23 protein-coding genes and 1 riboswitch are annotated in these 25,953 nt (G+C 56.3%); of the genes, 15 read left to right on the forward strand and 8 right to left on the reverse strand.

Going from position 1 to position 25,953, the window contains the following annotated elements:
* Positions 1–235: 235 nt before the first annotated feature.
* Positions 236–1,195, reverse strand: a complete 960-nt coding sequence (locus SAMA_RS03975; RefSeq protein WP_011758874.1) for a hypothetical protein — start codon at positions 1,193–1,195, stop codon at positions 236–238.
* 617 nt (positions 1,196–1,812) lie between these two features.
* Here SAMA_RS03975 and SAMA_RS19575 point away from each other — a divergent pair.
* Entirely contained in the window at positions 1,813–1,968 is a 156-nt protein-coding gene (locus SAMA_RS19575) for a hypothetical protein (RefSeq protein ID WP_157608300.1), read from the forward strand.
* A 541-nt stretch (positions 1,969–2,509) separates the two neighbouring features.
* On the opposite strand, the gene metH is transcribed toward SAMA_RS19575, so the two are convergent.
* On the reverse strand, positions 2,510–6,250 hold the full coding sequence (gene metH / locus SAMA_RS03985) for a methionine synthase (RefSeq protein WP_011758875.1): 3,741 nt from the start codon (positions 6,248–6,250) through the stop codon (positions 2,510–2,512).
* 281 nt (positions 6,251–6,531) lie between these two features.
* On the opposite strand from metH, the gene SAMA_RS03990 reads away from it, so the two are divergent.
* From SAMA_RS03990 to SAMA_RS04030, 9 genes are all read left to right on the forward strand, one after another.
* Positions 6,532–7,251, forward strand: a complete 720-nt coding sequence (locus SAMA_RS03990) for a histidine phosphatase family protein (protein ID WP_049757801.1) — start codon at positions 6,532–6,534, stop codon at positions 7,249–7,251.
* Between the two features lie 81 nt (positions 7,252–7,332).
* A riboswitch (cobalamin riboswitch) is annotated at positions 7,333–7,484 on the forward strand.
* A gap of 99 nt (positions 7,485–7,583) precedes the next feature.
* A complete protein-coding gene (locus SAMA_RS03995; RefSeq protein WP_011758877.1) occupies positions 7,584–8,399 on the forward strand; it encodes an ABC transporter ATP-binding protein in 816 nt (271 codons plus the stop codon).
* 14 nt (positions 8,400–8,413) lie between these two features.
* Positions 8,414–9,439 carry a FecCD family ABC transporter permease gene (locus tag SAMA_RS04000; RefSeq protein ID WP_041410111.1) on the forward strand — a complete coding sequence of 342 codons (1,026 nt, stop codon included), beginning with the start codon at positions 8,414–8,416 and terminating at the stop codon, positions 9,437–9,439.
* Positions 9,440–9,448: 9 nt separating this feature from the next.
* Complete coding sequence (gene cobT, locus SAMA_RS04005; RefSeq protein WP_011758879.1) at positions 9,449–10,483, forward strand: nicotinate-nucleotide--dimethylbenzimidazole phosphoribosyltransferase; 1,035 nt, start codon at positions 9,449–9,451, stop codon at positions 10,481–10,483.
* A 13-nt stretch (positions 10,484–10,496) separates the two neighbouring features.
* Entirely contained in the window at positions 10,497–11,279 is a 783-nt protein-coding gene (locus tag SAMA_RS04010) for an adenosylcobinamide-GDP ribazoletransferase (RefSeq protein WP_011758880.1), read from the forward strand.
* Positions 11,276–11,821, forward strand: a complete 546-nt coding sequence (gene cobU, locus SAMA_RS04015) for a bifunctional adenosylcobinamide kinase/adenosylcobinamide-phosphate guanylyltransferase (protein WP_011758881.1) — start codon at positions 11,276–11,278, stop codon at positions 11,819–11,821. The genes SAMA_RS04010 and cobU overlap by 4 nt, the downstream gene beginning before the upstream one ends.
* 3 nt (positions 11,822–11,824) lie before the next feature.
* Positions 11,825–13,333: a cobyric acid synthase gene (locus SAMA_RS04020; RefSeq protein ID WP_011758882.1), complete on the forward strand. Its 1,509-nt coding sequence runs from the start codon at positions 11,825–11,827 to the stop codon at positions 13,331–13,333.
* 21 nt (positions 13,334–13,354) lie between these two features.
* Positions 13,355–13,954: a cob(I)yrinic acid a,c-diamide adenosyltransferase gene (cobO, locus tag SAMA_RS04025; protein WP_011758883.1), complete on the forward strand. Its 600-nt coding sequence runs from the start codon at positions 13,355–13,357 to the stop codon at positions 13,952–13,954.
* A 616-nt stretch (positions 13,955–14,570) separates the two neighbouring features.
* Positions 14,571–16,211: a methyl-accepting chemotaxis protein gene (locus SAMA_RS04030; protein ID WP_011758884.1), complete on the forward strand. Its 1,641-nt coding sequence runs from the start codon at positions 14,571–14,573 to the stop codon at positions 16,209–16,211.
* 53 nt (positions 16,212–16,264) lie between these two features.
* Here SAMA_RS04030 and SAMA_RS19740 read toward each other — a convergent pair whose 3' ends face one another.
* Positions 16,265–16,855: a hypothetical protein gene (locus tag SAMA_RS19740; protein ID WP_011758885.1), complete on the reverse strand. Its 591-nt coding sequence runs from the start codon at positions 16,853–16,855 to the stop codon at positions 16,265–16,267.
* Positions 16,856–17,108: 253 nt separating this feature from the next.
* Between SAMA_RS19740 and mpl the strand changes: the two genes are divergently transcribed.
* The 5 genes from mpl (at position 17,109) to SAMA_RS04060 (ending at position 21,537) form a co-directional block, all read left to right on the forward strand.
* On the forward strand, positions 17,109–18,485 hold the full coding sequence (mpl, locus tag SAMA_RS04040; RefSeq protein ID WP_011758886.1) for a UDP-N-acetylmuramate:L-alanyl-gamma-D-glutamyl-meso-diaminopimelate ligase: 1,377 nt from the start codon (positions 17,109–17,111) through the stop codon (positions 18,483–18,485).
* A gap of 45 nt (positions 18,486–18,530) precedes the next feature.
* On the forward strand, positions 18,531–19,172 hold the full coding sequence (locus tag SAMA_RS04045) for a flavin prenyltransferase UbiX (RefSeq protein WP_011758887.1): 642 nt from the start codon (positions 18,531–18,533) through the stop codon (positions 19,170–19,172).
* Between the two features lie 7 nt (positions 19,173–19,179).
* On the forward strand, positions 19,180–19,710 hold the full coding sequence (hpt, locus tag SAMA_RS04050) for a hypoxanthine phosphoribosyltransferase (RefSeq protein ID WP_011758888.1): 531 nt from the start codon (positions 19,180–19,182) through the stop codon (positions 19,708–19,710).
* 95 nt (positions 19,711–19,805) lie between these two features.
* Positions 19,806–20,765 carry an ABC transporter ATP-binding protein gene (locus tag SAMA_RS04055; RefSeq protein ID WP_011758889.1) on the forward strand — a complete coding sequence of 320 codons (960 nt, stop codon included), beginning with the start codon at positions 19,806–19,808 and terminating at the stop codon, positions 20,763–20,765.
* Position 20,766: 1 nt separating this feature from the next.
* Complete coding sequence (locus tag SAMA_RS04060; protein ID WP_011758890.1) at positions 20,767–21,537, forward strand: ABC transporter permease; 771 nt, start codon at positions 20,767–20,769, stop codon at positions 21,535–21,537.
* A gap of 47 nt (positions 21,538–21,584) precedes the next feature.
* Here the strand turns inward: SAMA_RS04060 and SAMA_RS04065 are convergent, their stop codons facing one another.
* From SAMA_RS04065 to pcnB, 5 genes are all read right to left on the reverse strand, one after another.
* Positions 21,585–22,085 carry a hypothetical protein gene (locus SAMA_RS04065; protein WP_011758891.1) on the reverse strand — a complete coding sequence of 167 codons (501 nt, stop codon included), beginning with the start codon at positions 22,083–22,085 and terminating at the stop codon, positions 21,585–21,587.
* 191 nt (positions 22,086–22,276) lie between these two features.
* On the reverse strand, positions 22,277–23,122 hold the full coding sequence (gene panC / locus SAMA_RS04070; protein ID WP_011758892.1) for a pantoate--beta-alanine ligase: 846 nt from the start codon (positions 23,120–23,122) through the stop codon (positions 22,277–22,279).
* A 7-nt stretch (positions 23,123–23,129) separates the two neighbouring features.
* Complete coding sequence (panB, locus tag SAMA_RS04075; protein ID WP_041409678.1) at positions 23,130–23,924, reverse strand: 3-methyl-2-oxobutanoate hydroxymethyltransferase; 795 nt, start codon at positions 23,922–23,924, stop codon at positions 23,130–23,132.
* 58 nt (positions 23,925–23,982) lie between these two features.
* On the reverse strand, positions 23,983–24,471 hold the full coding sequence (gene folK, locus SAMA_RS04080) for a 2-amino-4-hydroxy-6-hydroxymethyldihydropteridine diphosphokinase (protein WP_011758894.1): 489 nt from the start codon (positions 24,469–24,471) through the stop codon (positions 23,983–23,985).
* A gap of 2 nt (positions 24,472–24,473) precedes the next feature.
* Entirely contained in the window at positions 24,474–25,922 is a 1,449-nt protein-coding gene (gene pcnB / locus SAMA_RS04085; RefSeq protein ID WP_049757803.1) for a polynucleotide adenylyltransferase PcnB, read from the reverse strand.
* Positions 25,923–25,953 lie beyond the last annotated feature (31 nt).

Genomic DNA, 25,953 nt, shown 5'->3' on the forward strand with positions numbered 1-25,953 from the left:
GTGGCCACAGAAAGGCATACCTCTTTTATTGGATACCGGTTTAAGCCGGATAAGAATCAAGGCGATATCAGCTTACGACACCAACCTTTAGCTTTCATTAATCTGACTGACGCGAGCCGCCACCGGGGCTTAATGTTTGAGGGGGGGGCGGTCATGTCTTTTCCTGTGGGGCAGAACATAAGTGAACACGCTGCTACTGACGTTCTGCCTGATGTTGAGTGGCCCGCGTTATGACTTAGGGGGTCTTGTTCCATTCTGCGCGGCGACCGCTGGGGGTATTGAGCAGCTGGATGATCTGCTGCTGATTGCTTATTACGGTTTCCAGCATGCCTTTTTGTTCATCGAGCTTTGCGTGGATACGATCTATCTCATTGTTAAGCAATTCAAGCTCATATTTAATGTCACTGTCGTGGTCTGAAAGCTGTGAAAGATGGCCTGAAAGCACGGTATTGACGTGGTTTAACCCATCCCATGTTCCCTCAATTTCGGCAGAGTCCACACCGCTGTCACAGAACTCGAAGTGTTCTACTACCCCTTCGGCAGCACCCACCACCAGCTCGGCTGCAAACAGCACCACGTCAGCAGGAATACATGCAAGGGAGGTGTTGCCACCGGCCCCGGCAACGACAGCGGTTTGATTGCACGCTCTTGAGAGTCCCGACCAGATGACTTTCGCCGATTCCAGAGCAATTCGTGCGGCCTGAATCGCATCGACCGCAATTTGCAACGCCAGTGCATCTGAACGTTCCGGGCTATAGGGACAGTAGTCAGCGTTGGGATAATTGAGATCGTCCGGAAAAGCACCGACTACTGCAGGTTTTGCCTGTGCATCCATCTGGGGCGAGGCTTGAAAGGCAGCCCGGTTATCCATGTACTTTTGAACCGACAGATTGCTGTTCAGGCTATCAACCACATTCACCGCCTGCTGAATATCTTTGAGCGTCGATATCATGTCGTCGAGTGTTTGCTGTTGATAGATACGCTCCAGATCCTGATCAGACAGGGCGCGGATGGATGCACTGATTTGCTCTGCTTCAGTTTGTCTGCCCTGAGCCGCAAGGAGCTCGGAGATGGTTTGCCAACTCTGTCTCAGCTCATAAGCATTTTGTGCCATTGCATTGGATAGAGGAGCCAACGCCAACAGCATAAACAACATTAAGGCACGCGTGAGAATTACAGCTCCGTGTTTCAACATAACAACCTCCTGTTTACTACAACCACTGCCCATGGCTTGTCCATTTACCTGAGAAAAGCCAGGGGCTCACTTAGATGGACGTTGGCCATTCATCTTTATTCAAAGGATTGGTCTCTCGCGACGCGGGTAGTTAACAGCGTTAAATGGCCGTGTTTAAGTGTAGTCCCGCAGCTCATTAGTCACATTTTTTGTGTGGTTAATTGAGGTTTTCCTTGGTGTCCCTGAGTCTTGACAACATGGTTAGATTTGCCCCGCATCCATACCGGCTTTTTGATGGAGTGAACCAGCATTTATTATTTGAATTTGTTGACTATTCATCTTTGGTGACACACATCAGTCAGACCTTGACCGGCATTCGCCCAGCACAAAGCCCCTCCTGCGACGGCGGGAATTAGATGGTAGAAGGGCGAAAAAGAGAGGGTATCTAACAACTGGCGACGGGCAGTGGTCATGGCAAGCCTCAACTGGTTCAAAGGAGATACGTCGAAGCCTGGTCGAGGGTAGGCAGAACCTTAAAAAGATATGGCTGTCCTGTTTTTCGTGTTCAGCCATTTCAGGAAGGCGACCCTTCACAGCTGACGCTGCCTCCCGATAAGAGCGTCAAGTGGAGCGAGACGGTGAAGGGTTTTGAACAGACGATGGCGCTTGTGAAGAAGTATGATCTCAACATTGCCTACGGTACGGATTTCCTGTTCGATCCGGCTTCGAACGGCGCTCAGGCGTCGCAGTTGGTGCGTTTTGGCAAATGGTTGAGCAATGCCAAGATGCTGTAGATGATAACCTCTGAGAGCGCCCGGATGTTGGAAATGAGTGGTGAGCGTCACCCGTATCGCAAAGGTCCACTCGGCGTGATCCGAGAGGGCGCTTATGCTGACATTCTGTTGGTTGAGGGGAACCCCCTTGATGACGTTTCGATACTTGGCGATAACGGTAAGAATTTCCCCCTCATTATGAAGGACGGAGTAATCTACAAGAACACGGTGTGAGGTGATGACTAAATCATCTGACAATAATCATTAGTTGGATTCGATAACGTTTATAAAGATGTTCGGCCCTAAAATAGGTTGCCACTTTTTTTAAGATAAAAACGCCTGATGAATTTCATCCGGCGTTTTGTATTTCAGGGCCATGTTTGGCCACTGTTCGTTGAAGCACTTTCCTGAGTCATCCACCATCGTTCTCGCTTGCCCAGACAAAAGAGTCAGGACATACAGAATACGGTGTCTTAAATTAGCACCAAGCTCTGGCCATTCCCAATCGTGACCGTCGGCCTCAGACCGACCTGACACCGGGTGGGCGTATGGCTTCCCCTGATTACTCAGGATCGTAATCCAAAATCGGTGCCAGCCACTTCTCCGTTTCAGCAACCGTCATCCCCTTACGACGGGCGTAGTCTTCCACCTGATCCCTGCCGATATTAGTCACGCCAAAGTAGCGTGCCTCGGGGTGGGCGAAGTACCAGCCGCTGACGGCCGCTGTGGGGTACATGGCAAAGCTTTCGGTGATATTAAGGTCAATGCACTCGTTGGGCTTGAGCAAATCCCACAAGAGCCCCTTCTCGGTGTGATCCGGGCAGGCGGGGTAGCCGGGGGCGGGGCGGATGCCGCGGTATTTCTCGCGGATAAGCGCCTCGTTGTCGAGGTTTTCATCGCTTGCGTAACCCCAGAACTCTTTACGTACCCGCTCATGCATGCGCTCGGCGAAGGCCTCGGCCAGACGGTCGGCCAGTACCTTGAGCATGATGGCGTTGTAGTCGTCGTGGTTGGCTTCGAAGCGTGCCAGATGCTCATCGATGCCGTGGCCTGCGCACACCGCAAAGCCGCCTGTGTAGTCGACCACACCACTGTCTTTGGGGGCAACAAAGTCCGACAGACAGAAGTTATCGTTGCCCACCCGCTCGATTTGCATCCGCAAATGATGGGTGGTCATCAGTACTTGGGAGCGGCTCTCGTCAGTGTAAAGCTCGATATCGTCATGGTTTACGGTATTGGCCGGGAACAGGCCAATCACGCCTTTGGCGGTGAGCCACTTTTCATCGATGATGGTTTGCAGCATGGCCTTGGCATCGGCAAAGAGTTTACGGGCTTCTTCGCCTACCACTTCGTCTTCGAGAATGCGCGGGAAGTGGCCGTGCAGTTCCCAGGCGCGGAAAAACGGTGTCCAGTCGATGCGATCGACCAAATCATCCAGCGGGTAGTCTTCAAACACCTGAATACCCAGCTTATTCGGCACCTTGGGCTGGTAGTTGGCCCAGTCGAGCTGGCAGCGGTTTTCACGCGCCGCCTCGATGGAGATTATCTCTTTGCGCTTGGCCTGTGACAGGCGTTTTTCGCGCATCACATCGTATTCATCGTAGGTGGCCTTGATGGTAGCGGCGCGGGTCTCTTCGTTGATAAGCTTGCTCACCATGGGCACGGCGCGGGACGCATCGGGAATATAAATCGCGCCGTGGGGGTAGTGGGGCGCAATCTTGACCGCGGTATGGATTTTCGAGCAGGTGGCGCCGCCGATAATGGCGGGCAAGGTCAGGCCTTCACGCTCGAAGGTTTTGACGTTATGCACCATTTCATCGAGGCTTGGGGTAATGAGCCCCGACATGCCGATAATGTCGACCTGCTCTTTTTTGGCGACTTCGACGATTTTCTCCACCGGCACCATAACGCCCAGGTCAATCACCTCATAGCCGTTACAGGCGAGCACCACGCCAACAATGTTTTTGCCGATGTCGTGCACGTCGCCTTTTACCGTGACCATCAGCACCTTGCCGTTGCTCTGGCCGGCGACCTTTTCGGCCTCGATAAAGGGGTTTAAGTAGGCCACGGCCTTTTTCATCACCCGGGCGGATTTAACCACCTGGGGCAGGAACATCTTGCCCTCGCCAAAGAGATCGCCCACCACGTTCATGCCGTCCATCAGCGGGCCTTCAATCACATCCAGCGGACGGGTGGCCTGCTGACGGGCCTCTTCGGTGTCGGCGTCGATAAATTCGGTAATGCCTTTTACCAGCGCATGCTCAAGGCGCTTGTTCACCGGCAGGCTGCGCCACTGCAAATCTTCTTTTTTACCGGCGCCGCTGCCACCTCCGCCGCGATACTTTTCAGCAATCTCAAGCAGTTGCTCTGTGTTGGTAGAGTCTTCCACCGGGCAGGGCAGGTTAAGCACCACGGCCTCGACCCGCTCTTTAAGCTCGGCCGGAATGTCATCGTAAATCGCCAGTTGCCCCGCATTCACAATGCCCATGTCCATGCCTTCTTTGATGGCATGGTAGAGGAACACGGCGTGGATGGCCTCGCGCACCGGGTTGTTGCCACGGAACGAGAAGGACACGTTGGACACGCCGCCGGAAATCATCGCATGGGGCAGGGTGGCCTTGATGTCGCGCACCGCCTCGATAAAGTCCACCGCGTAGTTGTCGTGCTCTTCGATGCCGGTAGCCACGGCAAAAATGTTGGGGTCGAAGATAATGTCTTCCGGCGGGAAGCCGACTTTATCGACCAGAATGCGGTAGGCGCGGGTACAGATTTCAATTTTACGGGCGCGGGTGTCGGCCTGGCCGGTTTCATCGAAGGCCATGATGATGGCGGCGGCGCCGTAGCGCTTCACAAGGGTGGCCTGCTCGATAAACTTGGCTTCACCTTCTTTGAGGGAGATGGAGTTAACGATGCACTTGCCCTGCACGCACTTAAGGCCTGCCTCGATGACTTCCCACTTGGAGGAGTCAATCATGATGGGCACCTTGCTGATTTCAGGCTCGGAGGCGACCAGATTCAAAAAGGTGGTCATCACCTCTTCGCCGTCCAGCATGCCCTCATCCATGTTGATGTCGATGATTTGGGCGCCGTTTTCCACCTGATCCCGGGCCACATCCAGCGCGGTCTCGTATTGGCCTTCTTTAATCAGCTTCAGGAATTTGGCTGAGCCAGTGACGTTGGTGCGCTCACCCACGTTTACAAAGAGACTGTCGGCACTGATGGTGAGCGGTTCAAGCCCAGCCAGACGGCAGGCCACCGGCAGCTCAGGCAGCTTGCGCGGCGCGTGCTTTTCAACGGCTTCGCGGATAACCCGGATATGGTCCGGGGTGGTGCCGCAGCAGCCGCCGACTATGTTGAGCATGCCTTCGATGGCCCACTGCACTATGATGTCGGCCATTTCTTTTGGCGTTTCATCGTAGCCACCGAACTCGTTCGGCAGACCGGCGTTGGGGTGGGCCGACACATAGCATTCGCTGATGCGCGAGAGTTCTTCCACGTAGGGGCGCAGTTCTTTTGGCCCCAGGGCACAGTTAAGGCCCATGCTGATGGGCTTGATATGGCGCAGCGAATTGTAAAAGGCTTCGGTGGTCTGGCCGGTCAGGGTGCGGCCGGAGGCATCGGTAATGGTGCCGGAAATCATCACCGGCAGGCGCAGACCAACCTCATCGAAGATGGATTCGATGGCAAACAGCGCCGCCTTGGCGTTCAGGGTATCGAAAATGGTTTCCACCATGATGATATCGGCGCCGCCTTCAATCAGGGCTGCGGTGGACTCGCGGTAGGCGGTTACCAGATCATCGAAGTGGATATTGCGGTAGCCCGGGTCATTCACATCCGGGCTGATGGAGCAGGTGCGGTTGGTGGGGCCAAGTACCCCGGCCACATAGCGGGGGATGCCGGTTTGGGCCTCCACTTCATCGGCCACTTCACGGGCGATGCGGGCACCAACAAGGTTTATCTCGGCCGAGAGCGACTGCATGTCGTAGTCGGCCATGGCCACAGTGGTGGCGTTAAAGGTGTTGGTTTCGATGATATCGGCACCGGCCAGCAGATACTCGCGGTGGATGCCCTTGATTATCTCTGGCTGGGTGAGTACCAGGAGGTCGTTATTGCCTTTAACGTCGCAGTGCCAGTCGGCAAAGCGGCTGCCGCGGTAGTGTTCTTCCTCCAGTTTGTGGCCCTGGATCATGGTTCCCATGGCGCCGTCGAGGATAAGAATGCGGGTGGAGAGATCCTCGTTCAGTCGCTGTTGACGGCTCTGGGCAAGCGCCTTGGTCGCCTGGGATAACACTGGAGTTGCCATAAAAACACCTGCAAAGTACAAAAAGTGACTGTCCTGTGTAGCCTAAGCCGGGTTGATGCCGCTGGAAAGGTAAAACCGGAACGGCGCCCGCTTAATTTGATTTGGACATTTATACGTATAGACGTCCATAATACGCGAAACTTGGCTTTCGGGGCAAGCGAGCGGTTCAGTGACAAGTGAGTGGCTCAGGTACAAGCGAGGCGCTGATGCCAGTACTCGGTCGGGGTATGGCCAGAAAGAGGCCGCTACAGGACGCAGATGTAAACTCGGGGTGGAGCAAGATGCACAGGCAAGATACGGATGCTGTGGTAGCTGCGGAAAAGGACAACGCCAAAGTTCACGGTGATGCACGTGACGACAACAGCCATGTGGAGATGCCGTCCCGGGACATTATTTTCTGGCGCCATGGTCAGTGTGAAGATGGCGCCGTGCTGCGGGGCCGAAGCGATGCCCTGCCCAGTGAAAGTGCCCTCAGCGCCATTGCCAATAAGGCCCGTGACATGGCGGTACCTGCCAGAATCATCTCATCGCCCTTGCAGCGCTGCGCGCGGCTTGCACAAGCCTTGCGGACAGAAATACAGGCCGCCCATCCCGAGGCTAATCCACCAGACATACTTATCGAGCCGCAACTGACCGAAATGGATTTTGGTGTCTGGGATGGTCAGCCCATAGCACAGCTCTGGCAGACGGCTCCCATGGAAGCCTGGTGGCAAGACCCCTGGGCGATAACGCCCGAGGGCGGCGAACCCATGCTTGCCTTTGAGGCCAGGGTGGCCGATGCCCTGCAAGGGCTGCTGGCACAGGCGCCGCTTAATGATGCCAGTCCGCTGTGGGTGGTGACCCATGGCGGCGTTATCCGCTCCTTGATGGCCGCTATTTTGGGGGCAGAGCGGGCAGCGGGTTTTTATCGGGCGCTGGAGCTGGATTACGGCGCCCGGGTGCACACCCGCTGGTATTGGACCGACAGCGGCTGGCAGGGGCGTTTACTCTGGGGCGGCTGAGGGTATTGCGCTTAACCAAGTCTTTTGGCCCTTTACCAGGTCGGTGAAAGGTTTGATAATCTGCGGGCCGGAGTTATTGCTCCGGTCATTCACGCCAGGGGTGTCGGGGGCCAAGCCAACCCGACATGAAAAGGGAACCGGGGACATACCATAAGGTATCAGCCCGGACTGTGCCCGCAACTGTGAGGGGGAATACCCCGAGTCAGGATACCTGCCCCTGTGCCTCTTTTATTTTCCCTGTCCGGGCGGGTTACCCGGTGGAGTGATATGAGCCACATTGCCATGCCCGTTCCCCAGTGGGAACCCGGGCACTTGTTGTATGGGGTCACACCATGACCCCGGCCATCGAAGTCAGCAACCTCTGCTGGCGGGTAGCTGAGCGGCCGCTGCTGGACGGCGTGAGCTTTGCCCTGTCCGGAAACGGCATGTACGGGGTGATTGGCCCCAATGGTGCCGGAAAGTCATCCTTGCTGCGTTGTCTGTACCGGTTTATTCGCCCGGACAGCGGCACCATACTGCTCAATGGTCAGGATATTCATCTCTATTCCCGGCGCAGCTTTGCCCGCGCTGTTGCCGTGGTGCCTCAGGAATTGCCTGCGCTGTTTGATCTCTCAACCGAGGCCGTGGTTGCCATGGGGCTTATCCCCCACAAGGGCTGGCTTGCTGCCGACAGCGCCGCCGATAAGGTGAATATTGCGGCCGCGCTGGCGGAAGTCGGGCTCGAAGGATACGGCCGCCAACCCTTTGGCAAGCTGTCCGGTGGTGAAAAACAGCGGGCGCTCATTGCCCGGGCGCTGGTGCAAAAACCGCAGTTTCTTATCCTGGATGAACCCACGAGCCACCTGGATGTGCGTTTTCAAATCGAAGTGCTGGAACTTCTCAAGCGCCTGGATATCTGTGTGATTTGCACCATTCACGACCTGAACCTGGCCAGTGCCCTGTGCGATGAACTGCTGCTGATGTCCCGTGGCCGCCTTGAGGCTTCGGGCTCGCCTGCTGAGGTGCTTACCGAGACCATGCTTGCTTCGGTATTTGGGGTGTGCACTACAGTTAAGCCTCATCCCCAGCATGGTCGCCCGCTCATCCATTACTACTATGGCTATAACGGCCGCACCGCCTCCCAAGAAAAAGAAGAGGTGAGCCTGTGACCGCCCTAAAAGCCATGTTAACCCCCCTTGGTCGCCGGGAGCTGATGGTGCTGGCGCTTATTCTGGCCTGTCTGTTATCGCCTGTGCTGGCCAGTATTTTTGGTGCCGTGGATATCAGCTTTCGTGAGGCCATGTCGGTCTACCTGCATAGTCTCATTGGCGAGCGTCCCACCGATGTGGCCTACCTCGACAGCCGTATCCTGCTGGAGCTGAGGTTGCCGCGCATACTCCTGGCCTTTGTGTGCGGCGCCGGATTGGCGCTGTCTGGCTGGGCGCTGCAACTGGTGACCCGAAATCCGCTGGCAGACCCTTATCTTTTTGGGATCAGTGCCGGTGCCAGCCTGGGGGCAATTGTGGTACTCAGCCTTGGAATTACCCATGGGGTACTGCTCGCCATCGGTCTGCCGCTGGGGGCCTTTATCGGTGCTAGTGCCTCGGTATTGGTGGTGCTTACCCTCAGTGGCTTTGGGCTGCAAAGCCAGGTTGAGCGAATGCTGCTTTCCGGGGTCGCCACCTCCTTTTTATTCGGCGCCCTTGGCAGTTTGCTTCTATATTTTTCAAGCCCCCAGGTAACTGCGTCGGTGATATTCTGGAGTCTGGGCAGCTTTGCCCGTGCAGCATGGGATCTGCTCTGGTTACCCTGGTTGGTGTTTGGCGGATTTGTGGCCTTTTTGCTGCTGGTCAGGCGCCAGCTTTTTGCACTCAGCGCCGGTGATGAAACCGCCCACGCCCTGGGCGTTTCAGTGGCTAAGCTTCGCATTATCAGTTTGCTGATGTGCTCATTGATGACCGCCGTGCTGGTAGCCAGCTGTGGCGGCATTGGTTTTGTGGGACTGATGATCCCCCACATCGCCAGATTGCTGTTTCCGGGCAGCCAGTCGCTGCTGATTGTGGCCATGCTGGGTGGGCTTTTTATGGTGTGGGTTGATGTGATGACCCGCAGTTTACTGCCGCCGCAGGAGTTGCCTGTGGGGGTGATTACTGCCGTGGTTGGCAGTGTGTTTTTCCTGATGCTGCTCTTTGGCCGCAGGAGTGAATAAGGATATTGGATGTTTGATATAGCTCCCGTCAGCCGCGAACGGGATGAGCAAATCCAGGCGTGCATCGACGATAAAACCAAGCCAAGAGGTGCACTTGGGGCGCTGGAGCCTCTGGCGGCGCACCTGGCAAGGCTTTTGGGTGAGGCGCCGGAAATTGGCCGGCCTGCCATGTTGGTATTTGCCGCCGACCACGGTATTGCCAGTGCCGGTGTATCCATTGCACCGCCGGAGGTAACCGGCCAGATGGTGGCCAACTTTGCCGCCGGGGGCGCCGCCATCAATGTGTTTTGCCGCCAGCTCGGTTGGCAGCTTGAAATCATCGACGCCGGTATGCTCAGCGCACCGCCAAGGGAAATGGGCGTGACAGATTGTCGCCTCGGCGCAGGCACGGGCCCCATTCACAAGCGCGCCGCCATGACCCTTGGACAGGTTGAGCATGGCTTGGCCTTTGGCCGTGAAAGGGTGCGCTCGCACCACGCCGAAGGCACCAATCTCATCGGACTGGGGGAAATGGGAATAGGCAATACCTCGAGCGCCGCAGCAGTGATGGCAGCCTTGATGGGGCTTGAAGCCAAAGACTGTGTTGGCCGCGGTACCGGCGTGGACGCGGCCACACTTAAGCGCAAGCAGATGCTGGTGGAGCAGGCGCTCTTGTTGCACCTGGATATGCTCACCAGCCCGGAGTCTGTCCTTGCCTGTGTGGGCGGCTTTGAAATAGTCGAGATGACCGGCGCCATCCTCGGAGCGGCTGAGCTGGGGATCCCCGTGTTGGTGGACGGCTTTATTGCCACCACGGCCGCACTCGCAGCGGTGAAGATGTTCCCCCAAAGCCGTGAATATCTTATCTTTGCTCATCGCTCGGCAGAGCGTGCCCATGGGCTGATGCTGGCGCATATGGAGGCTGAGCCGTTACTGAGCCTGGATATGCGTCTCGGTGAAGGTACAGGGGCGGCATTGGCCTTGCCACTGGTGCAGGCAGCGGCCAATTTTTATCGTGAGATGGCGAGCTTCAGCGACGCCGGAATTACAGATGTAACGCCTTAGGGCGGGAGCAGTTATGTCGACCTTTAAGCGTGAACTTGAGTTGTTTTTGTTGGCGCTCACCTTTTTTACCCGCATTCCTGTGCCGGTAAAACTCGATTACAGCGGCGAAGGGTTAAACCGTGCCAGTCGTTACTTTGGCCTGGTGGGCACTCTGGTGGGGTTGATTGCTGCCCTGGTGTTTTACCTGACCCAGTTTATCTTTCCTGCCTCGGTGGCCGTGGTGCTGGCCATGATTGCCACCGTCTTGCTCACCGGCGGTTTCCATGAAGATGGCCTTGCCGATACCGCAGACGGATTTGGCGGTGCCTTCGAGCGGGAACGTAAGCTCGAAATCATGAAAGACAGCCGGGTCGGTTCCTATGGTTCACTGGCGCTGATGTTGGCGTTGCTGCTGAAGTTTCAGCTGTTAAGCGAACTGGCACTCTATTCAGTTTCAAGTGTTGCCGGTGGCCTGGTGTTGGGGCATACCTTAAGCCGTGCCTTCGCCGCCAGTATCATTTTCAACCATACCTATGTGCGAGAAGATGCAGAGAGCAAAGCCAAGCCGCTGGCTCAGTCGATGCACTGGGATGAAGTGCTGTTTTTAGTGCTCAGCGCCGGGGTGATTTGCCTGCTGCTCACCGGTGTGGGCGCAACCCTGGTGATACTCGTTACCCTCTTTGTGGCCCGCAGCCTGCTTGCCCGTTGGCAGTCACGCCATATCGGCGGCTATACGGGCGACACGCTTGGTGCCTGTCAGCAGATTCTCGAACTGGTGGTCTATCTGGTGCTCTTACTGCTCTGGAGCCAGTCATGATCCATCTGGTTCTCGGTGGTGCCCGCAGTGGCAAGAGTCGTTTTGCCGAGACCCAGATTGCCCGGGCTTCACTTCAGGGCATTTATCTTGCCACGGCCACGGCGGGGGATGATGAGATGTCGGCCCGTATCGCCCGTCATCAAAGAGACAGGGCAGAGGCATCATGCCAGTGGCAACTTATCGAAGCCCCGCTGGACTTGGCTTCGCAGCTCAATGCCCTGTCCGGGGAGACGCGCCCGGTATTGATAGACTGCCTGACTTTATGGCTGACCAATCACCTGATGGCAGATCCTCAGAAGATGGCCGAGGCCCGCCATGAGCTGCTGACAGCCGTTGCGGATTTTCGTGGCCAGCTGTGGCTGGTCAGTAACGAAGTGGGCTCAGGCATAGTGCCCCTGGGTGAACTCAGTCGCCAGTTTGTGGACGAATCGGGTTGGCTCAATCAGGCCATTGCCGCTATCGCAGACAGGGTGACTCTGGTGGTGGCCGGGCTGCCACTGGCGCTGAAAGGCATAGCCGTCAACGCTGAAGTGGGAGCATAACCTATGGGCTTTTCTACGCTGATGATCCAGGGCACGGCCTCGGATGCCGGTAAAACCACGCTGGTCGCCGGGTTGTGTCGCCTGCTCGCCAGACAAGGCCTGAAGGTCGCACCGTTCAAACCGCAGAATATGGCCCTCAACAGTGCAGTGACCGAAGACGGTGGCGAGATAGGCCGCGCTCAGGCGTTGCAGGCGGCCGCCTGTGGGCTGAAACCCCATACCGATTTTAATCCCATATTGCTCAAGCCGGGCTCAGACACCCGGGCGCAGGTTATCGTACACGGCAAGGCGCTCACGTCCCTCGAAGCATCGGCTTTTTTCGGTCCCGAGGGTAAGGGATACAAGGCCATTGCCATCGAGGCGGTGCTGGAATCTTACAATCGCCTCAAGCAGTCTTTCGATTATCTTCTTGTGGAGGGCGCCGGCAGCCCTGCCGAAATCAACCTGCGGGAAAACGACATCGCCAACATGGGCTTTGCCGAAGCGGTGGACTGCCCGGTGATTTTGGTGGCCGATATCGACAAGGGCGGTGTATTTGCCCAGCTGGTTGGGACCCTGGCGCTCTTGTCTGAATCTGAGCAGGCGCGTATCAAGGGCTTTGTGATTAACCGTTTTCGCGGTGATATCAACCTGCTGCAACCTGGGCTGGATTGGCTTGAGGCCCATACCGGCAAACCCGTGCTGGGTGTGGTGCCCTATTTACATAATCTGTTGCTGGACGCCGAAGATGCCTTGGTGCCCTACCAGCAGGCCGGTGCCGATTCCGGGGCCCGGTTTCGGGTGAGGGTGTTGGTGTATCCGCGTACCAGCAATCACACCGACTTTGACCCGCTGCGACTGCATCCGGGGGTGGATTTTGATTACCTTGATATTCAGCACGCCAGCCCAGATGCGCTGCAGGGAGCCGACCTTGTGATACTCCCCGGAAGCAAGAATGTGCGTGCCGATCTTGAATGCCTCAAGACAAAAGGCTTTGACTGTGCCCTGCGAAAGCATGTGAGATACGGTGGCAAGCTGGTGGGCATTTGCGGCGGTTATCAGATGTTGGGGATAGAAATTGATGATCCCGACGGTGTAGAAGATACGCCCGGCAGTAGTGACGCGCTGGAATTCTTGCCCCTGATTACCGAGCTTGAAGGCAGCAAGGTGCTGGCCAATGTCTCGGGTGAGCTTAGCCTTGGCGAGGAGGCTGTAGCGGTTAAAGGCTATGAAATTCACTGTGGCCGTACCACAGTGCTTGGCCAGCTTTCCAGGCCCTTATTTTTGGTGGACGACACTGGTAATCCTGCCAGTGACCGGGGCTGCATCAGCGACGACGGCGCCATCTTTGGCTGTTATCTTCACGGCATTTTCGATACCCCAGCGGCGCTGGATGCCGTGCTTGCCTGGGCTGGTTATCGCGGTGCGGCCCGGGGCACTTCGCTGGAAGAGCACAGAGAACAGCAGCTCGAACGGCTGGCCGATACCCTGGCTGAGCATCTGGATATGGCCCGGCTCAATTCTCTCTTTTAATGACGCTATCAGGATATTTTGATGACTGAAATCAAGGCTGAGCGCCACAAGGCAAGGCAGCAAAAGGTCAAGGAAGCTGTGGATGCCAAGGTGGCTGCCGCAACGATTGAGCGGGGCGTGCTCATGGTGATCACAGGCAATGGCAAGGGTAAGAGTACTGCCGGTTTCGGCACTGTCACCCGCGCCGTTGGCCACGGTAAAAAGACCGCCGTGGTACAGTTTATCAAGGGCGGTTGGGACTGCGGTGAGCGCAACCTGCTTGAACGTGTGGGCGTGCCTTTTGAAGTCATGGCCACAGGTTTTACCTGGGAGACCCAAAACCGTGAAACCGATACCGCGGCCGCCGAAAAAGCCTGGGGCGTGGCCGAGACCTGGCTCAGGGATGAAAGTCTGGACCTTATCCTGCTGGATGAACTCACCTATATGCTGAGCTACCACTATCTGGATTTGGAGCGTGTGTTAACTGCCCTGAAAAATCGACCGCGTCATCAACACGTGATTGTTACCGGGCGTAACTGCCACCGGCAGCTGCTGGAGCTTGCCGATACCGTGAGTGAGATTGAGTGTGTGAAGCATGCGTTTGAATCAGGCGTAAAAGCCCAACCTGGCTTTGACTATTGATTTCAGCTGCGTGATTGGCGTTTTGGCGGTATTGCCGTCACAGCGCCATTCCATCACGTAGCGCTGCTACGCTCAGGTCTGTCGCCGCTCGGCGGCTTTGCCATAAACACCAATCACTGTGCTGACGTTTTCCCGTGGACGACGAGTGTGTCGGAATTGTCTGCAAGATTTCACCCCGTCAGGTACTGAACGTACGCTCAGGGGCTGAAATCTTTTGACCGCTTTGCCACAGCCGAGATCACGTTGAAATCAGCTGCCTGCTGTCGGGGCTAACGTCATTGCCATCACTGTGCCATCCCATCCGCAGCGCTACTACAGCTCAGGGCTGTCGCTGTTTGGTAGCTTTACCAAAAACACCAATCACTGAGCCGAATGTTTCCCCATGGCTCCCGGCCATGACGGCGTTGTCCGTCACGCACTCAGCTTACAGAATGCGTTGATTTTCCGTTGAGTCCCCTGAAAGCTGATGCCAGCGTAGTGACTGTCGTTTTGGTGTCATAACCGTCGGCGACTTCATCTCTGTGTGCTACATTTTTCAGAAAGCATCCTTCCCCGCGAAGGCGACGCCTTAGGGGCTTAGCCGGATGCAGGGGGCAGCAAGCAGAGGAAGAAGTGTATGCGTCTCAACGAGTTGACCATCAGAACCAAGTTTTCTATCCCCTTGATAATCATCGTTGTCATGACGGTTGCCATTGCCGTAGTCAGTATTCTAAATGCCAAGCGGTTATCGTCCGATGCGCAGGAGCTGGCAACGACCTTTCTGTCAGCGGTGGACGCGGGGTTGAATGCCGACCGGGATCTCTATCAGGCGCTCACAGCCAGCCAAAGTTATGTGCAGCACCGCTTGCTGGGGCAGTCCGGTGGGGATAAATACCGTCAGGATTTTGATGAAAATGCCCAGCAGGCGCTGGACAGGATGGCGTTGGTGCTGAGCCTGCTGAAGGATTACCCTGAGCTGCAGAGCAACAAAGCCCAGTTTCAGCGCGAATACGACGCCTGGCTGAACGCGGCCACTCAGGTGTTCACCATGGTCGACAGCCAAAGCCCGGTCGCAGCAGCCAGTTATAACGACGAGGTTGTAATGCCACTGTTCAAGGCATTGCGCGGACACTACGACAAAACCGGCGAGTGGGTAAAAAACAAAGCCGATGAAGTCACCAGTGAGGCACTGATTGCCAGCCAGCGCGGCATCAACTTGCTGTTTGGCATAATTATTTTGGTGATACTGGCCAGTATTGTGAGTGTGGTTTATGGCCCAAGGCTGGTAACTTCCCGGGTGGAACAGCTCGATACCATGATAGCCGCCATCAGTGATGGGGAAGGGGATCTGCGTGGCAGACTCGATGACAGTGGTCGTGACGAGTTGTCACTGCTCGCCAGAACATTCAATGGCCTGATGATGAAGCTGCAACAACTGATAGGAACCATCAAAAGCGATGCGGTTTCACTGGATGCCAGGGTGACCGGACTGAATCATTCAGCCAAAGAAAGCGAAAAAATCTCCACCGAACAAAATGCCAATCTGGAGCAAATCGCCACGGCGGTGCATCAATTGAGTCATGCGGTGCATGAAGTGGCGTCAAGCTCGCAAAATGCCCTCAGCGATACCGAGCACGCCAATAATCTTATCAAAGAGTCCAATGCCGTGGTGGGCCAATCCGTTGAGCGGGTACAGCAACTGGCCGGTGTGGTGTCCCATGCCAGCGAGGTGATTCAGAACCTCGCCTCCGAATCCAAGCAAATCGTTACTGTGCTGGATGTGATCCGCGGCATTGCCGAGCAGACCAATCTGCTGGCGCTAAATGCCGCCATCGAAGCGGCCAGGGCCGGTGAGCAGGGCCGTGGCTTTGCCGTGGTGGCAGACGAAGTGCGAACTCTGGCGAGTCGTACCCAGCAATCCACAGAGGATATTCAGCGAATGGTTGCCGGGCTCGAGTCGGGGGTGAGCGAAGCCGTGTCGGCGATAGACTCAGGAACCCGTCAGGTGGATTCAGTGGTTGACGCCTCGGGTAGCATTACCAAAGCCCTGGCAGAGGTGGATGAGGCAGTGTCCCGCACCAAAGATCTGATTTATCTGATTGCCACCGCTACCGAGCAGCAGAGCAAGGTGGTGGATGAGGTCAATCAGAACATCAGCTCACTGAATCTGCTTTCTCAAGAGAGTATCGGTGTTGTCAGGCGTACCCGGGAGGCGGCCGACGAAATTGCCCAGATTGGTACAGGGCTGTCGGGTAATGTGGGGCGCTTTTTGGTGTAACTCTTGCGTAAGGCAGTTGTCAGAAAAGGGCCCTCCTGAGAGGGCCTTTCTTGTTATTGACGTCCAGTGACCGCAGCCGAGGGCGCCACGGGGGCAAGTGCCGTTGGTATCGCTTTAGCGGCGTCCTTTTCTGCGTCACTCAGGCTCTGATTCAGTGATCCTGCGCCTTGTGCAAAGGGTTCCAGGGCGGTCGGCCAAACGGGCATCTGAGAAACCAATGTGCCCTGAACGGCCTGCTGCAGTGGCTCGGCGAAGACCTGGGTCACATCCCCCTTAATCAGCATTACTGCCATCTGGTTGGTATCGCTGTTCCACACAAACCCGGCTTTTTCGGCCATCTCGGGCACAGGCGTGTAGCGGGATACCAGATAAAACAGTGGTCCTTCCTGTTGCAGCTCATCTGCGGTTTGGAGCAGGCTCACGGCAGTGCCGTAATGCTCGCCAAGGAGGGGCTCAAGTCGGCTTTTTATCATGGGCTGCTGCAGCAGGTTGACCTCATTGGGATCGAGCCCCACCAGGGGTTTCATGAGTGCCCACAGCAGTTGGCTTTGGGGGGACAGCAGCAACATGGGGGCAACGCAGGCCTGCAAAAACAGTGTGCACAACAGGGCTGTGGCCCACGGGCGAAACGAGTGAGACAACATGGGATAAGGATTCCGATAGGGGTTGGGGGCTTGGGGCTACGCACCTTGGGTGAACTTTGGGTGGCAAACCGGCGAGCATTCTAGCCTTGCGCGACAGGCCCTGCCATGGGGCCGGGCGGCGAAATTTTTTTGTGCTGAGGGTCAAGGCCACTGACCGAGCCAAGCTCGCCTTTGGGGGGAGGCGAAGGTACAATAGCCGCTGATTTTTCAATTCTTTTGGGTATGGTTTCCGTACCTGAATTGGCAGGAGCCTATGCACGTACACATTCTCGGGATTTGCGGCACCTTTATGGGTGGTCTGGCGCTGCTGGCGCGGGCCATGGGACACAAGGTCACAGGATCGGATGCCAACGTGTATCCGCCCATGAGCACTCAGCTCGAAGAGCAGGGTATTGAACTCATTCAGGGTTTTGACCCTGTGCAGCTTGAAAGCGAACCGGATTTGGTGGTGATTGGCAATGCCATGAGCCGGGGCAATCCCTGCGTGGAAGCCGTGCTCAACAAGGGCATGGCCTACACCTCCGGGCCACAATTTCTGCGCGATCACATACTGCCCGGTCGCTGGGTGCTGGCGGTGGCCGGTACCCACGGTAAAACCTCCACCTCCAGCATGTTGGCGTGGGTATTGGAGCACTGCGGCTATGAGCCGGGGTTCCTGATTGGTGGCGTACCACAAAACTTCGGCGTATCAGCCCGTTTGGGGAATTCCCCCTTCTTTGTGGTTGAGGCCGACGAGTACGATAGCGCCTTTTTCGATAAGCGTTCCAAGTTTGTTCACTATCAACCAAAAACCCTGGTTATCAATAACCTCGAGTTTGACCACGCCGATATTTTCGACTCGCTTGCCGACATTCAACGCCAGTTTAGCCATGTCATCCGCACCGTGCCCGGCTGTGGCAAGGTGATTTGGCCCAAAGGCAGCAAAGCGGTGGCCGAGGTTATCGAAAAGGGGCTGTGGAGCGAGCAGGAAACCTTTAGCCATCAGGCGGACGCCGATTGGTCGGTGCGGCCGCTGGCAGCCGATGGCCATAAATTTGAAGTGTTGTTTGGCGGCGAAGTTCAGGGCGTGCTCGACTGGCAGCTTATCGGCAACCACAACATGGAAAACGCGGTCATGGCCATTGCTGCGGCGCGCCACGTGGGGGTCGCCCCTGCGGCGGCTATTGAGGCCCTCAGCGGTTTTATGCCGCCCAAACGCAGGCTGGAGCTGATTGGTGAGGTAGGCGGTGTCAGCCTGTACGATGACTTTGCTCACCATCCAACGGCCATTGAAACCACTCTCAAGGGGCTCAGGGCCAAGGTGGGCAATGCCCGTATTTTTGTGGTGCTCGAGCCCCGCTCAAACACCATGAAACGCGGTGTTCACAAGGACACCCTGGCCTTGTCTATGGCGCTGGCCGACGAGGCCTTCCTCTATCAGGCCGACAATATCGGCTGGGATATCCGTGATGCCATGGCCCAGGCCCCGCTGCCGGTAGATGTGGACTATGATATCGACAGCATAGTCGCCAAGGTGACCGCCAAAGTTCAGCGCGGTGACCAGCTGGTGGTGATGAGCAACGGCGGCTTCGGGGGGATCCATGGCAAGCTGAAGGCGGCCATTGCCGCCAGATTTGCCGAGTCTGTCTGAGCTGCTAAAGAGACGTGAATCAAGATGAATGAACACCAGCCCCTGATGCCAAAGGTAAACAGCATCAGCCTCGCCTGGACGGGCGCCTCCGGCGCGCCCTACGGTCTTAAGCTGCTAAAGTGCTTGCTTGAAGCCGATTACCGGGTGTTTTTAATGATTTCCAGTGCCGCCCGGGTGGTGTTTGCCACCGAAGAGGGCCTTAAGCTGTCGGCCGATGGCACCAAGGCCGAAGCCCAAATCCGCAGCTTTCTCGGTTGTGACGCCGGTGAGCTGGTGGTGTTGGGTAAAGATGAATGGTTTTCGCCGCCGGCCTCCGGCTCGGCAGCGCCAAAGCAGATGGTCATTTGCCCCTGTTCCACCGGTACCCTGGCAGCGGTGGCCACCGGCATGAGCAACAATCTGCTGGAGCGCGCCGCCGATGTGGTGCTCAAGGAGCGCGGCCAGCTGATTCTGGTGCCAAGGGAAACCCCTTTCAACGCCATTCACCTGGAACATATGCTCAAGGTGACTCAGCTTGGTGCGGTGATTCTGCCTGCTGCGCCGGGCTTTTATCACCATCCCAAATCGGTACAGGATCTGGTAGACTTCCTGGTCGCACGAATTCTTGACCATTTGGGCGTAGCCCACAGCCTGACCAAGCGCTGGGGTTATGGTGGCGAAGGCGCCACACAAGCTTCTGATAATTGAGAGTATTATGAAACACACCATCGAAGAGATGATCTCGGCCGCCGAGATTGACCAGAAACTCAATGAACTGGCCGAGCGTATCAACGCCCACTATGAAAACAGCGAACGACTGCTGATGGTAGGCTTGCTCAAGGGATCCGCGGTCTTTATGGCTGACCTGTGTCGCCGTATCAAAGGCCATGTGGAAATCGACTTTATGTGCGTTTCCAGCTATGGCAATGCCATGTCCAGTTCCCGCGATGTGAAGATCCTCAAAGACGTGCAGTCAGATATCGCCGATCGTGATGTGCTTATCGTTGAAGATCTTATTGATTCGGGCAACACCCTGTCCAAGGTGCGCGAACTGCTGCTGGTGCGTGAGCCAAAGAGCCTGGCCCTGTGCACCCTGCTGGATAAGCCGGAGCGCCGTGAAGTAAATGTGCATGTGGACTTTGTCGGCTTTACCATTCCAGACGAGTTCATCGTTGGCTACGGTATCGACTATGCCGAGAAGTACCGTAACCTGCCTTATATCGCCAAGGTGATCCCGCAGGAATAAGCGGGCCTGGGGTGAAGTCGGGGGCTGTGGCCCCCGCTTTTGTTTAAGGTATCAAATCAATTGAGTTTTAAATTCAGGTTCAGCGAGGGGAAGCAATGACAGTGGCTGCAACTGGGGTGGCACTCAGAATCGAAGGGCTTAAGAAAACCTACAAAGGTGGTGTTGAGGCGGTTAAGGGCATCAGCCTGGAAGTGGCAAAGGGGGACTTTTTTGCCCTGCTGGGCCCCAATGGCGCCGGTAAGTCTACCACCATAGGCATTATCAGTTCGCTGGTGCAAAAGAGTAGCGGTAAGGTAGAAGTCTTTGGCCACGATATCGACAGGCAGCTGGAAGCAGCCAAGTTGTGTATCGGTCTGGTGCCGCAGGAATTCAACTTCAACCAGTTTGAAACCGTATTGCAAATTGTGGTCAACCAGGCAGGCTACTACGGCGTGCCCCGTCCCGAAGCCTTGCTTCGGGCCGAAAAATACCTCAGCGCGCTGGATCTGTGGGACAAACGTAACAGCCCTTCACGTCAGTTGTCCGGCGGCATGAAACGCCGTTTGATGATTGCCCGCGCCCTGATGCACGAACCCAAGCTGCTCATTCTGGATGAGCCCACGGCCGGGGTGGACATTGAGCTGCGCCGCTCCATGTGGAGCTTTTTAACCGAGCTGAACCGCCAGGGCGTCACCATTATTCTCACTACCCACTATCTCGAAGAAGCCGAAATGCTGTGTCGCAATATCGGCATTATCGACAAAGGGGAACTGGTGGAGTGCACCAGCATGAAGAAGCTGCTGGCCAAGCTGAATATGGAAACCTTTATCCTGGATCTGAAGCAGGATGTCGACGCGCTGCCAGCTCTGGATGGGATCCAGTGTCGCCTGATAGACAATCACACCCTCGAGGTGGATATCGCCAAAGAGCACAGCCTCAATCAACTTTTTGCCCAGCTGTCAGAGCAGGGGATAGAGGTGCTGTCGATGCGCAATAAAGCCAACCGGCTGGAAGAGCTGTTTGTGGCGCTGGTGGAAGGGGCCAAACAGGCCAAAGCAACGGGGAGCCACAACTGAAATGAAGGCCTTGTACCTGACTGCATTCAAAAGCATTCTGATTAAAGAAATCACCCGTTTCACCCGTATCTGGGTGCAAACCCTGGTGCCCCCTGCCATCACCATGACCTTGTATTTTATGATTTTTGGTAATCTGGTGGGCGGCCGTATCGGCCAAATGGGCGGCGTTAGCTATATGGAGTTTATTGCCCCCGGTCTCATCATGATGTCGGTCATCACCAACTCCTACTCCAACGTGGCGTCCAGCTTTTTCAGTGCCAAGTTTCAGCGCAATCTCGAAGAGCTTATCGTGGCGCCCGTGCCCCATTACGTGATGATTGCCGGTTACGTGGGCGGCGGCGTTGCCCGTGGTCTCTGTGTGGGCCTGATAGTGACCCTGGTGGCACTGAGCTTTGTGGATCTCAGCATCCATCATCTGGGGCTGGTAGCCGTGACCGTGTTTATCACCTCTGTGCTCTTTTCACTGGGCGGACTTATCAATGCGGTGTTTGCCAAGAGCTTCGATGACATCAGCATTATCCCCACCTTCGTGCTGACGCCACTGACCTATCTGGGCGGGGTATTCTATTCGCTCTCTTTGCTGCCGGACTTCTGGCATGCGGTCTCTACCTTAAACCCCGTGGTTTACATGATAAACCTGTTCCGCTACGGCTTTCTCGGGGTGGCAGATTTGAGCCTGGGCGTGTCCTTTGCGGTGATGCTGAGCCTTTGTGCGGGGCTGTGGTACCTGGCGTATTACCTGATTTCACGGGGTATTGGGCTTCGCAGTTGATAGCGGCGGGCTTAAGTTTTAAGGACTCTTTTACCTTACCGAGCTGACTACTGGGCATCGGCGGTGGCAACTGTGTCCCGCCGTGCCTTGAGGGACGAAATGGAGGCGTCGTTGGCGCCTTTCATTTCGTCGAATCTTTGGTTCATCGCCGCCACTTCTTTTAGATATTCCGGATCCGTTTCCGGGGCACCTCGCCAAAAGCGTTTGCGATCCAGCTTCTTCCTCTCGCTGGCCCGGAGCACCTCTATGTAGCTGTTTTCCTGATTCAGTCGATAGATTTCACTGTCGATAAGCGTCAGCATCTTCTCGCTGGTAATGGTTTTCCCGTTCAGCAGCTCGGTCAGCGGGTCATTGGGATCCTTGGGTTTGTCCGAGTCCACTTCATGGGTCAGGCCAAACTCAAACGCCATCTCGCGCTGTTGGTATTCGTCGGGGCAATTGGTCTGGGAGTACACCACCCTGTCATCCTTGATGCATTTATAAATGGTGTCGGCGCCGCTCGCCATGGGCGGCAACAGACATAGCAGCAAGGGAGCAAGGGCTCGCATGGGTGGCACATCCTTTTGATTCTGTGTGAAAACCTACTTCCCAAAACCTTGTCGGCCTTGGGAGGTTGCTGCCAATAATATGGCGCACGTCAACAAAAAACACCAGTTAAAATATGTACTTGGTGATGAGTTTACCGTCTTGTTGACAATAAAAAAGGGAGCCTTGGCTCCCTTCGTATGTGTGTTTAACCTTAGCGGCTGAACACCAGATTATCAATCAGGCGGGCCTTGCCAAGGTAGGCGGCGGCGAGTACCACCAGTTCCTTGTCGGCATCCGTGGGCAGAGCCAGGGTGGTGGCGCTGCGCACTTCCAGATAGTCCGGGCGGAAACCGGCTGTCACCAGGGCCGCATTGGCTTCAGTGATGGCGGCATCAATAGCAGTGCCAGCGCCGATTTGCATCGCAAGGGCATCCAGAGCGGCCTTGAGGGCGGCGGCGCGGGCCTTTTCATCGGCGGTCAGGTAACCATTGCGGGAGCTCATGGCAAGGCCGCTGGCTTCACGCACGGTTTCAACACCCACGATTTCCAGCGGCAATGACAGGTCTTCCACCATGGTACGAATGACCAAAAGCTGCTGGTAATCCTTGCGGCCAAACAGGGCTACGTCGGGCTGCACTATGTTAAAGAGCTTCAGCACTATGGTGGCCACGCCACGGAAATGGCCCGGACGGCTGGCACCGCAGAGCTCATCTGAAATGCCCGGCACTTCCACAAAGGTCTGGGCATCCAGTCCCTTGGGATAAATGATGTCAGGCGTTGGGGTAAACAGCAGCTCACAACCGGCGGCCGTCAGCGCAGCCTGATCTTCTGCCAGAGTACGAGGATAGGCGTCCAAATCCTCATTTTTACCAAACTGCATGGGGTTGACGAAAATCGAGGCCACCACGTGGTCGGCACGTTGTTTGGCTTCTTTTATCAGGGTGATATGCCCGGCATGGAGGTTACCCATGGTGGGGACAAAGGCCACGGTTTCGCCACTGGCGCGCCACTGACGCACCTGTTGTCTGATTTCATCGATTACAGCGGTTGTGTACATCTGTGTCTCAATTAAAGGTATGTTCTGGGCCAGGGAAGCTGCCATCGGCCACTTCGTCAATAAAGGCGCGTACCGCAGCGCGGATCTCACCGGTCTGCTTGAGGTAATTCTTGGAGAAGCGCGGAATATAGCCGCTGGAGATGCCAAGCACATCGTGCATTACCAAAATCTGGCCATCGGTGTCTTTGCCGGCACCAATACCAATCACAGGAATGCTCAGGGCCTCGGTAATGGCCTTTGCCAGCGACGCCGGAATACATTCAATTACCAGCAGCTGGGCGCCTGCGGCTTCCAGTGCCTTGGCTTCATTCAAGATACGCTGGGCGTTGTCGGCATCGCGGCCCTGTACCTTAAAGCCACCAAACACGTGCACAGACTGAGGCGTCAGGCCGATGTGGGCACACACGGGCACGCCACGCTCGGTGAGCTTTTTCACGCTTTCCAGCAGCCATTCACCGCCTTCCAGTTTCACCATGTTGGCACCGGCCTGCATCAGGGCGGTGGCCGTGGTCATGGTCTGCTCCACGGTGGCGTAACTCATAAAGGGCAGATCGGCTATCAGCAGTGCGCGGGAAATACCGCGACGCACACAGCGGGTGTGATAGGCAATGTCTTGCACAGTAACCGGCAAGGTATCCTCGTGCCCCTGCAGTACCATGCCCAGTGAGTCGCCCACCAGCAGGACATCAACGCCCTCACTGTCAAAAGCGGCGGCAAAACTGGCATCATAAGCGGTCAGCGCGGTGAACTTTTTCCCTTCCTGTTTAAACTTCATCAGGGTTGAGGTGGTGACTTTGGACATAATGCGTTTCTCTACCAGCGAGTGTGAAGTGGAGTTATAAGCCAACTGAGGTCTGACTTCAATCGCAGGGTGTCAGTTGGTGAAGCTCGTCCCGCATTGCCTGGGTGATAAGGCTCTGGACTGGGGTGCCACAGGGCAACATCAGCCCGGGTGCCAGGCTTTCCAGCGGAATAAGTACAAAACTGCGGTCTGTCATGCCGTAGTGGGGCACTGTGAGTCTGTCACTGCAAATCACTTGATTGCCATACAGCAACAAATCCAAATCCAGGGTGCGGGGACCCCAGCGCACCACACGCTCACGGCCCTGGTCAAGTTCAATGGCCTGCAGGGCATCCAGCAGCGTCAGCGGTTCAAGCTCTGTGTCAAAGCAGGCGACGGCATTGACGTAATCGGGCTGTGCTACCTCGCCCATAGGGCGACTGCCATAGTAAGGCGATACCCTGAAACTGCCTGGGGCTGCCAAGGACAACAGGGCCTCGCAGGCCCTGTTCAGTTGGCTGATGGGCTCGGCGAGATTGGCGCCGAGAGCCACATAAACCTGGGTCATATTCAGCTGTCGCTGCCGGTGTTTGCCTTGGCTCCTTCGCCACTGCCACCTTCACTGCGGGGGCGACGGCGAACGCGGCGTTTGCGGTTGCGGGGAGCATCACTCTTGGCACCGCCGCGGGCGATATTGCCACGTTCTTCTTCCGGCGCTTCTACAAACGACTGCCACCAGCTGGCGGTCTTTTGCAGATTGCCACCCTCTATTTCGGCGCGCATCAACAGCAAATCATAACCGGCGCGGAACTTGGGGCTTTCCATCAGTTTAAAGGCGCGGGTACCCTGGCTGCGCTCAAATCTGAGCTGCATCTGCCAGATATCCCGAGCCGGAACACTGAAGCGCTTGGGCAGCGAAATGGTCTGGCATTGCTGCTCGAGCACATCGCCCATGGCGGCAAAATAGGCATCGTACAGACTGAGGCCACTCTCGTTGGCAATTTCTTCGGCGCGGCTTTTCAGCGGATACCACAGCAGGGCCGCATAGAAGAAGGCCGGTGTGACTGGCTTGTCTTCCATGACCCGGATATCGGTATTGCGCATCACCAGGTTCACCATACGGGCACAGTGGCCCTTTGGTGAGTCGGCAATGGTGTCGGCCAGCAGCGGGAAAATCGGCGCAAATAGCTGATATTCCTGCATCATCTGATAGTTTGCCTGACCCTTGCCCGCAAAAAACAGCTTGAGCACTTCTTCGTACATGCGGGCGGCCGGAATATCGCGCAGCAGCGGTGCCAGTTTGCGGATTGGCGCGGCTGTTACCTCTTCGATGCGCATGCCCAGCTTGGTGGCAAAGCGCACGGCGCGGATCATCCGCACCGGGTCTTCGCGGTAGCGGGTCTCAGGATCGCCAATCAGGCGCAATACACCGTCGTTGAGATCTTCCATACCGCCGCCGTAGCTGCGGATAGAGTAATCGCTGATGTCGTAGTAGAGGGCGTTTACGGTAAAGTCGCGGCGTTCGGCGTCTTCATCGATGCTGCCGTACACGTTGTCCCGCAGCAGGCGTCCCTCGGCGTTGGCCTTGGAAATCTTGTCGCCATCCTCATTGCCGTGATGACCACGGAAGGTCGCTACTTCAATCACGTCACGGCCAAATACGATGTGGGCCAAACGGAAACGGCGACCCACCAGGCGGCAGTTGCGGAACAACTTTTTGATGTCTTCGGGGGTGGCGTTGGTCACCACGTCAAAGTCTTTCGGCTCCAGGCCCAGCAGCAGATCGCGTACACCGCCACCCACCAAAAAGGCCTCGTAACCGGCCTTGTTCAGGCGATAAAGCACCTTGAGCGCATTTTCACTGATGTTTTTGCGCGAGATGGTGTGGGCATTTCGGGGCGTGATGCTCAGACTCAGGCCCTGTGCATTGTCGGCACCCTGCTGAATCGATTCTGTCGTTGGATGCTGCTCGCCCTCGGCGAACAGTTGCTTACAGAACTGAGTGATACGGCGAAAAATGGTACACCTCTTGAGCTTAACTAGGGGTTAA

Source organism: Shewanella amazonensis SB2B (assembly GCF_000015245.1).
Taxonomy (GTDB): Bacteria; Pseudomonadota; Gammaproteobacteria; order Enterobacterales; family Shewanellaceae; genus Shewanella; species Shewanella amazonensis.

What these genes read in the sequence shown, in the direction of transcription:
- SAMA_RS03975 (WP_011758874.1), bottom strand. Translation starts at nt 1,195, where the DNA reads ATGTTGAAACACGGAGCTGTAATTCTCACGCGTGCCTTAATGTTGTTT.
- metH (WP_011758875.1), bottom strand. Translation starts at nt 6,250, where the DNA reads ATGGCAACTCCAGTGTTATCCCAGGCGACCAAGGCGCTTGCCCAGAGC.
- SAMA_RS03990 (WP_049757801.1), top strand. Translation starts at nt 6,532, where the DNA reads ATGCACAGGCAAGATACGGATGCTGTGGTAGCTGCGGAAAAGGACAAC.
- SAMA_RS03995 (WP_011758877.1), top strand. Translation starts at nt 7,584, where the DNA reads ATGACCCCGGCCATCGAAGTCAGCAACCTCTGCTGGCGGGTAGCTGAG.
- SAMA_RS04000 (WP_041410111.1), top strand. Translation starts at nt 8,414, where the DNA reads ATGTTAACCCCCCTTGGTCGCCGGGAGCTGATGGTGCTGGCGCTTATT.
- cobT (WP_011758879.1), top strand. Translation starts at nt 9,449, where the DNA reads ATGTTTGATATAGCTCCCGTCAGCCGCGAACGGGATGAGCAAATCCAG.
- SAMA_RS04010 (WP_011758880.1), top strand. Translation starts at nt 10,497, where the DNA reads ATGTCGACCTTTAAGCGTGAACTTGAGTTGTTTTTGTTGGCGCTCACC.
- cobU (WP_011758881.1), top strand. Translation starts at nt 11,276, where the DNA reads ATGATCCATCTGGTTCTCGGTGGTGCCCGCAGTGGCAAGAGTCGTTTT.
- SAMA_RS04020 (WP_011758882.1), top strand. Translation starts at nt 11,825, where the DNA reads ATGGGCTTTTCTACGCTGATGATCCAGGGCACGGCCTCGGATGCCGGT.
- cobO (WP_011758883.1), top strand. Translation starts at nt 13,355, where the DNA reads ATGACTGAAATCAAGGCTGAGCGCCACAAGGCAAGGCAGCAAAAGGTC.
- SAMA_RS04030 (WP_011758884.1), top strand. Translation starts at nt 14,571, where the DNA reads ATGCGTCTCAACGAGTTGACCATCAGAACCAAGTTTTCTATCCCCTTG.
- SAMA_RS19740 (WP_011758885.1), bottom strand. Translation starts at nt 16,855, where the DNA reads ATGTTGTCTCACTCGTTTCGCCCGTGGGCCACAGCCCTGTTGTGCACA.
- mpl (WP_011758886.1), top strand. Translation starts at nt 17,109, where the DNA reads ATGCACGTACACATTCTCGGGATTTGCGGCACCTTTATGGGTGGTCTG.
- SAMA_RS04045 (WP_011758887.1), top strand. Translation starts at nt 18,531, where the DNA reads ATGCCAAAGGTAAACAGCATCAGCCTCGCCTGGACGGGCGCCTCCGGC.
- hpt (WP_011758888.1), top strand. Translation starts at nt 19,180, where the DNA reads ATGAAACACACCATCGAAGAGATGATCTCGGCCGCCGAGATTGACCAG.
- SAMA_RS04055 (WP_011758889.1), top strand. Translation starts at nt 19,806, where the DNA reads ATGACAGTGGCTGCAACTGGGGTGGCACTCAGAATCGAAGGGCTTAAG.
- SAMA_RS04060 (WP_011758890.1), top strand. Translation starts at nt 20,767, where the DNA reads ATGAAGGCCTTGTACCTGACTGCATTCAAAAGCATTCTGATTAAAGAA.
- SAMA_RS04065 (WP_011758891.1), bottom strand. Translation starts at nt 22,085, where the DNA reads ATGCGAGCCCTTGCTCCCTTGCTGCTATGTCTGTTGCCGCCCATGGCG.
- panC (WP_011758892.1), bottom strand. Translation starts at nt 23,122, where the DNA reads ATGTACACAACCGCTGTAATCGATGAAATCAGACAACAGGTGCGTCAG.
- panB (WP_041409678.1), bottom strand. Translation starts at nt 23,924, where the DNA reads ATGTCCAAAGTCACCACCTCAACCCTGATGAAGTTTAAACAGGAAGGG.
- folK (WP_011758894.1), bottom strand. Translation starts at nt 24,471, where the DNA reads ATGACCCAGGTTTATGTGGCTCTCGGCGCCAATCTCGCCGAGCCCATC.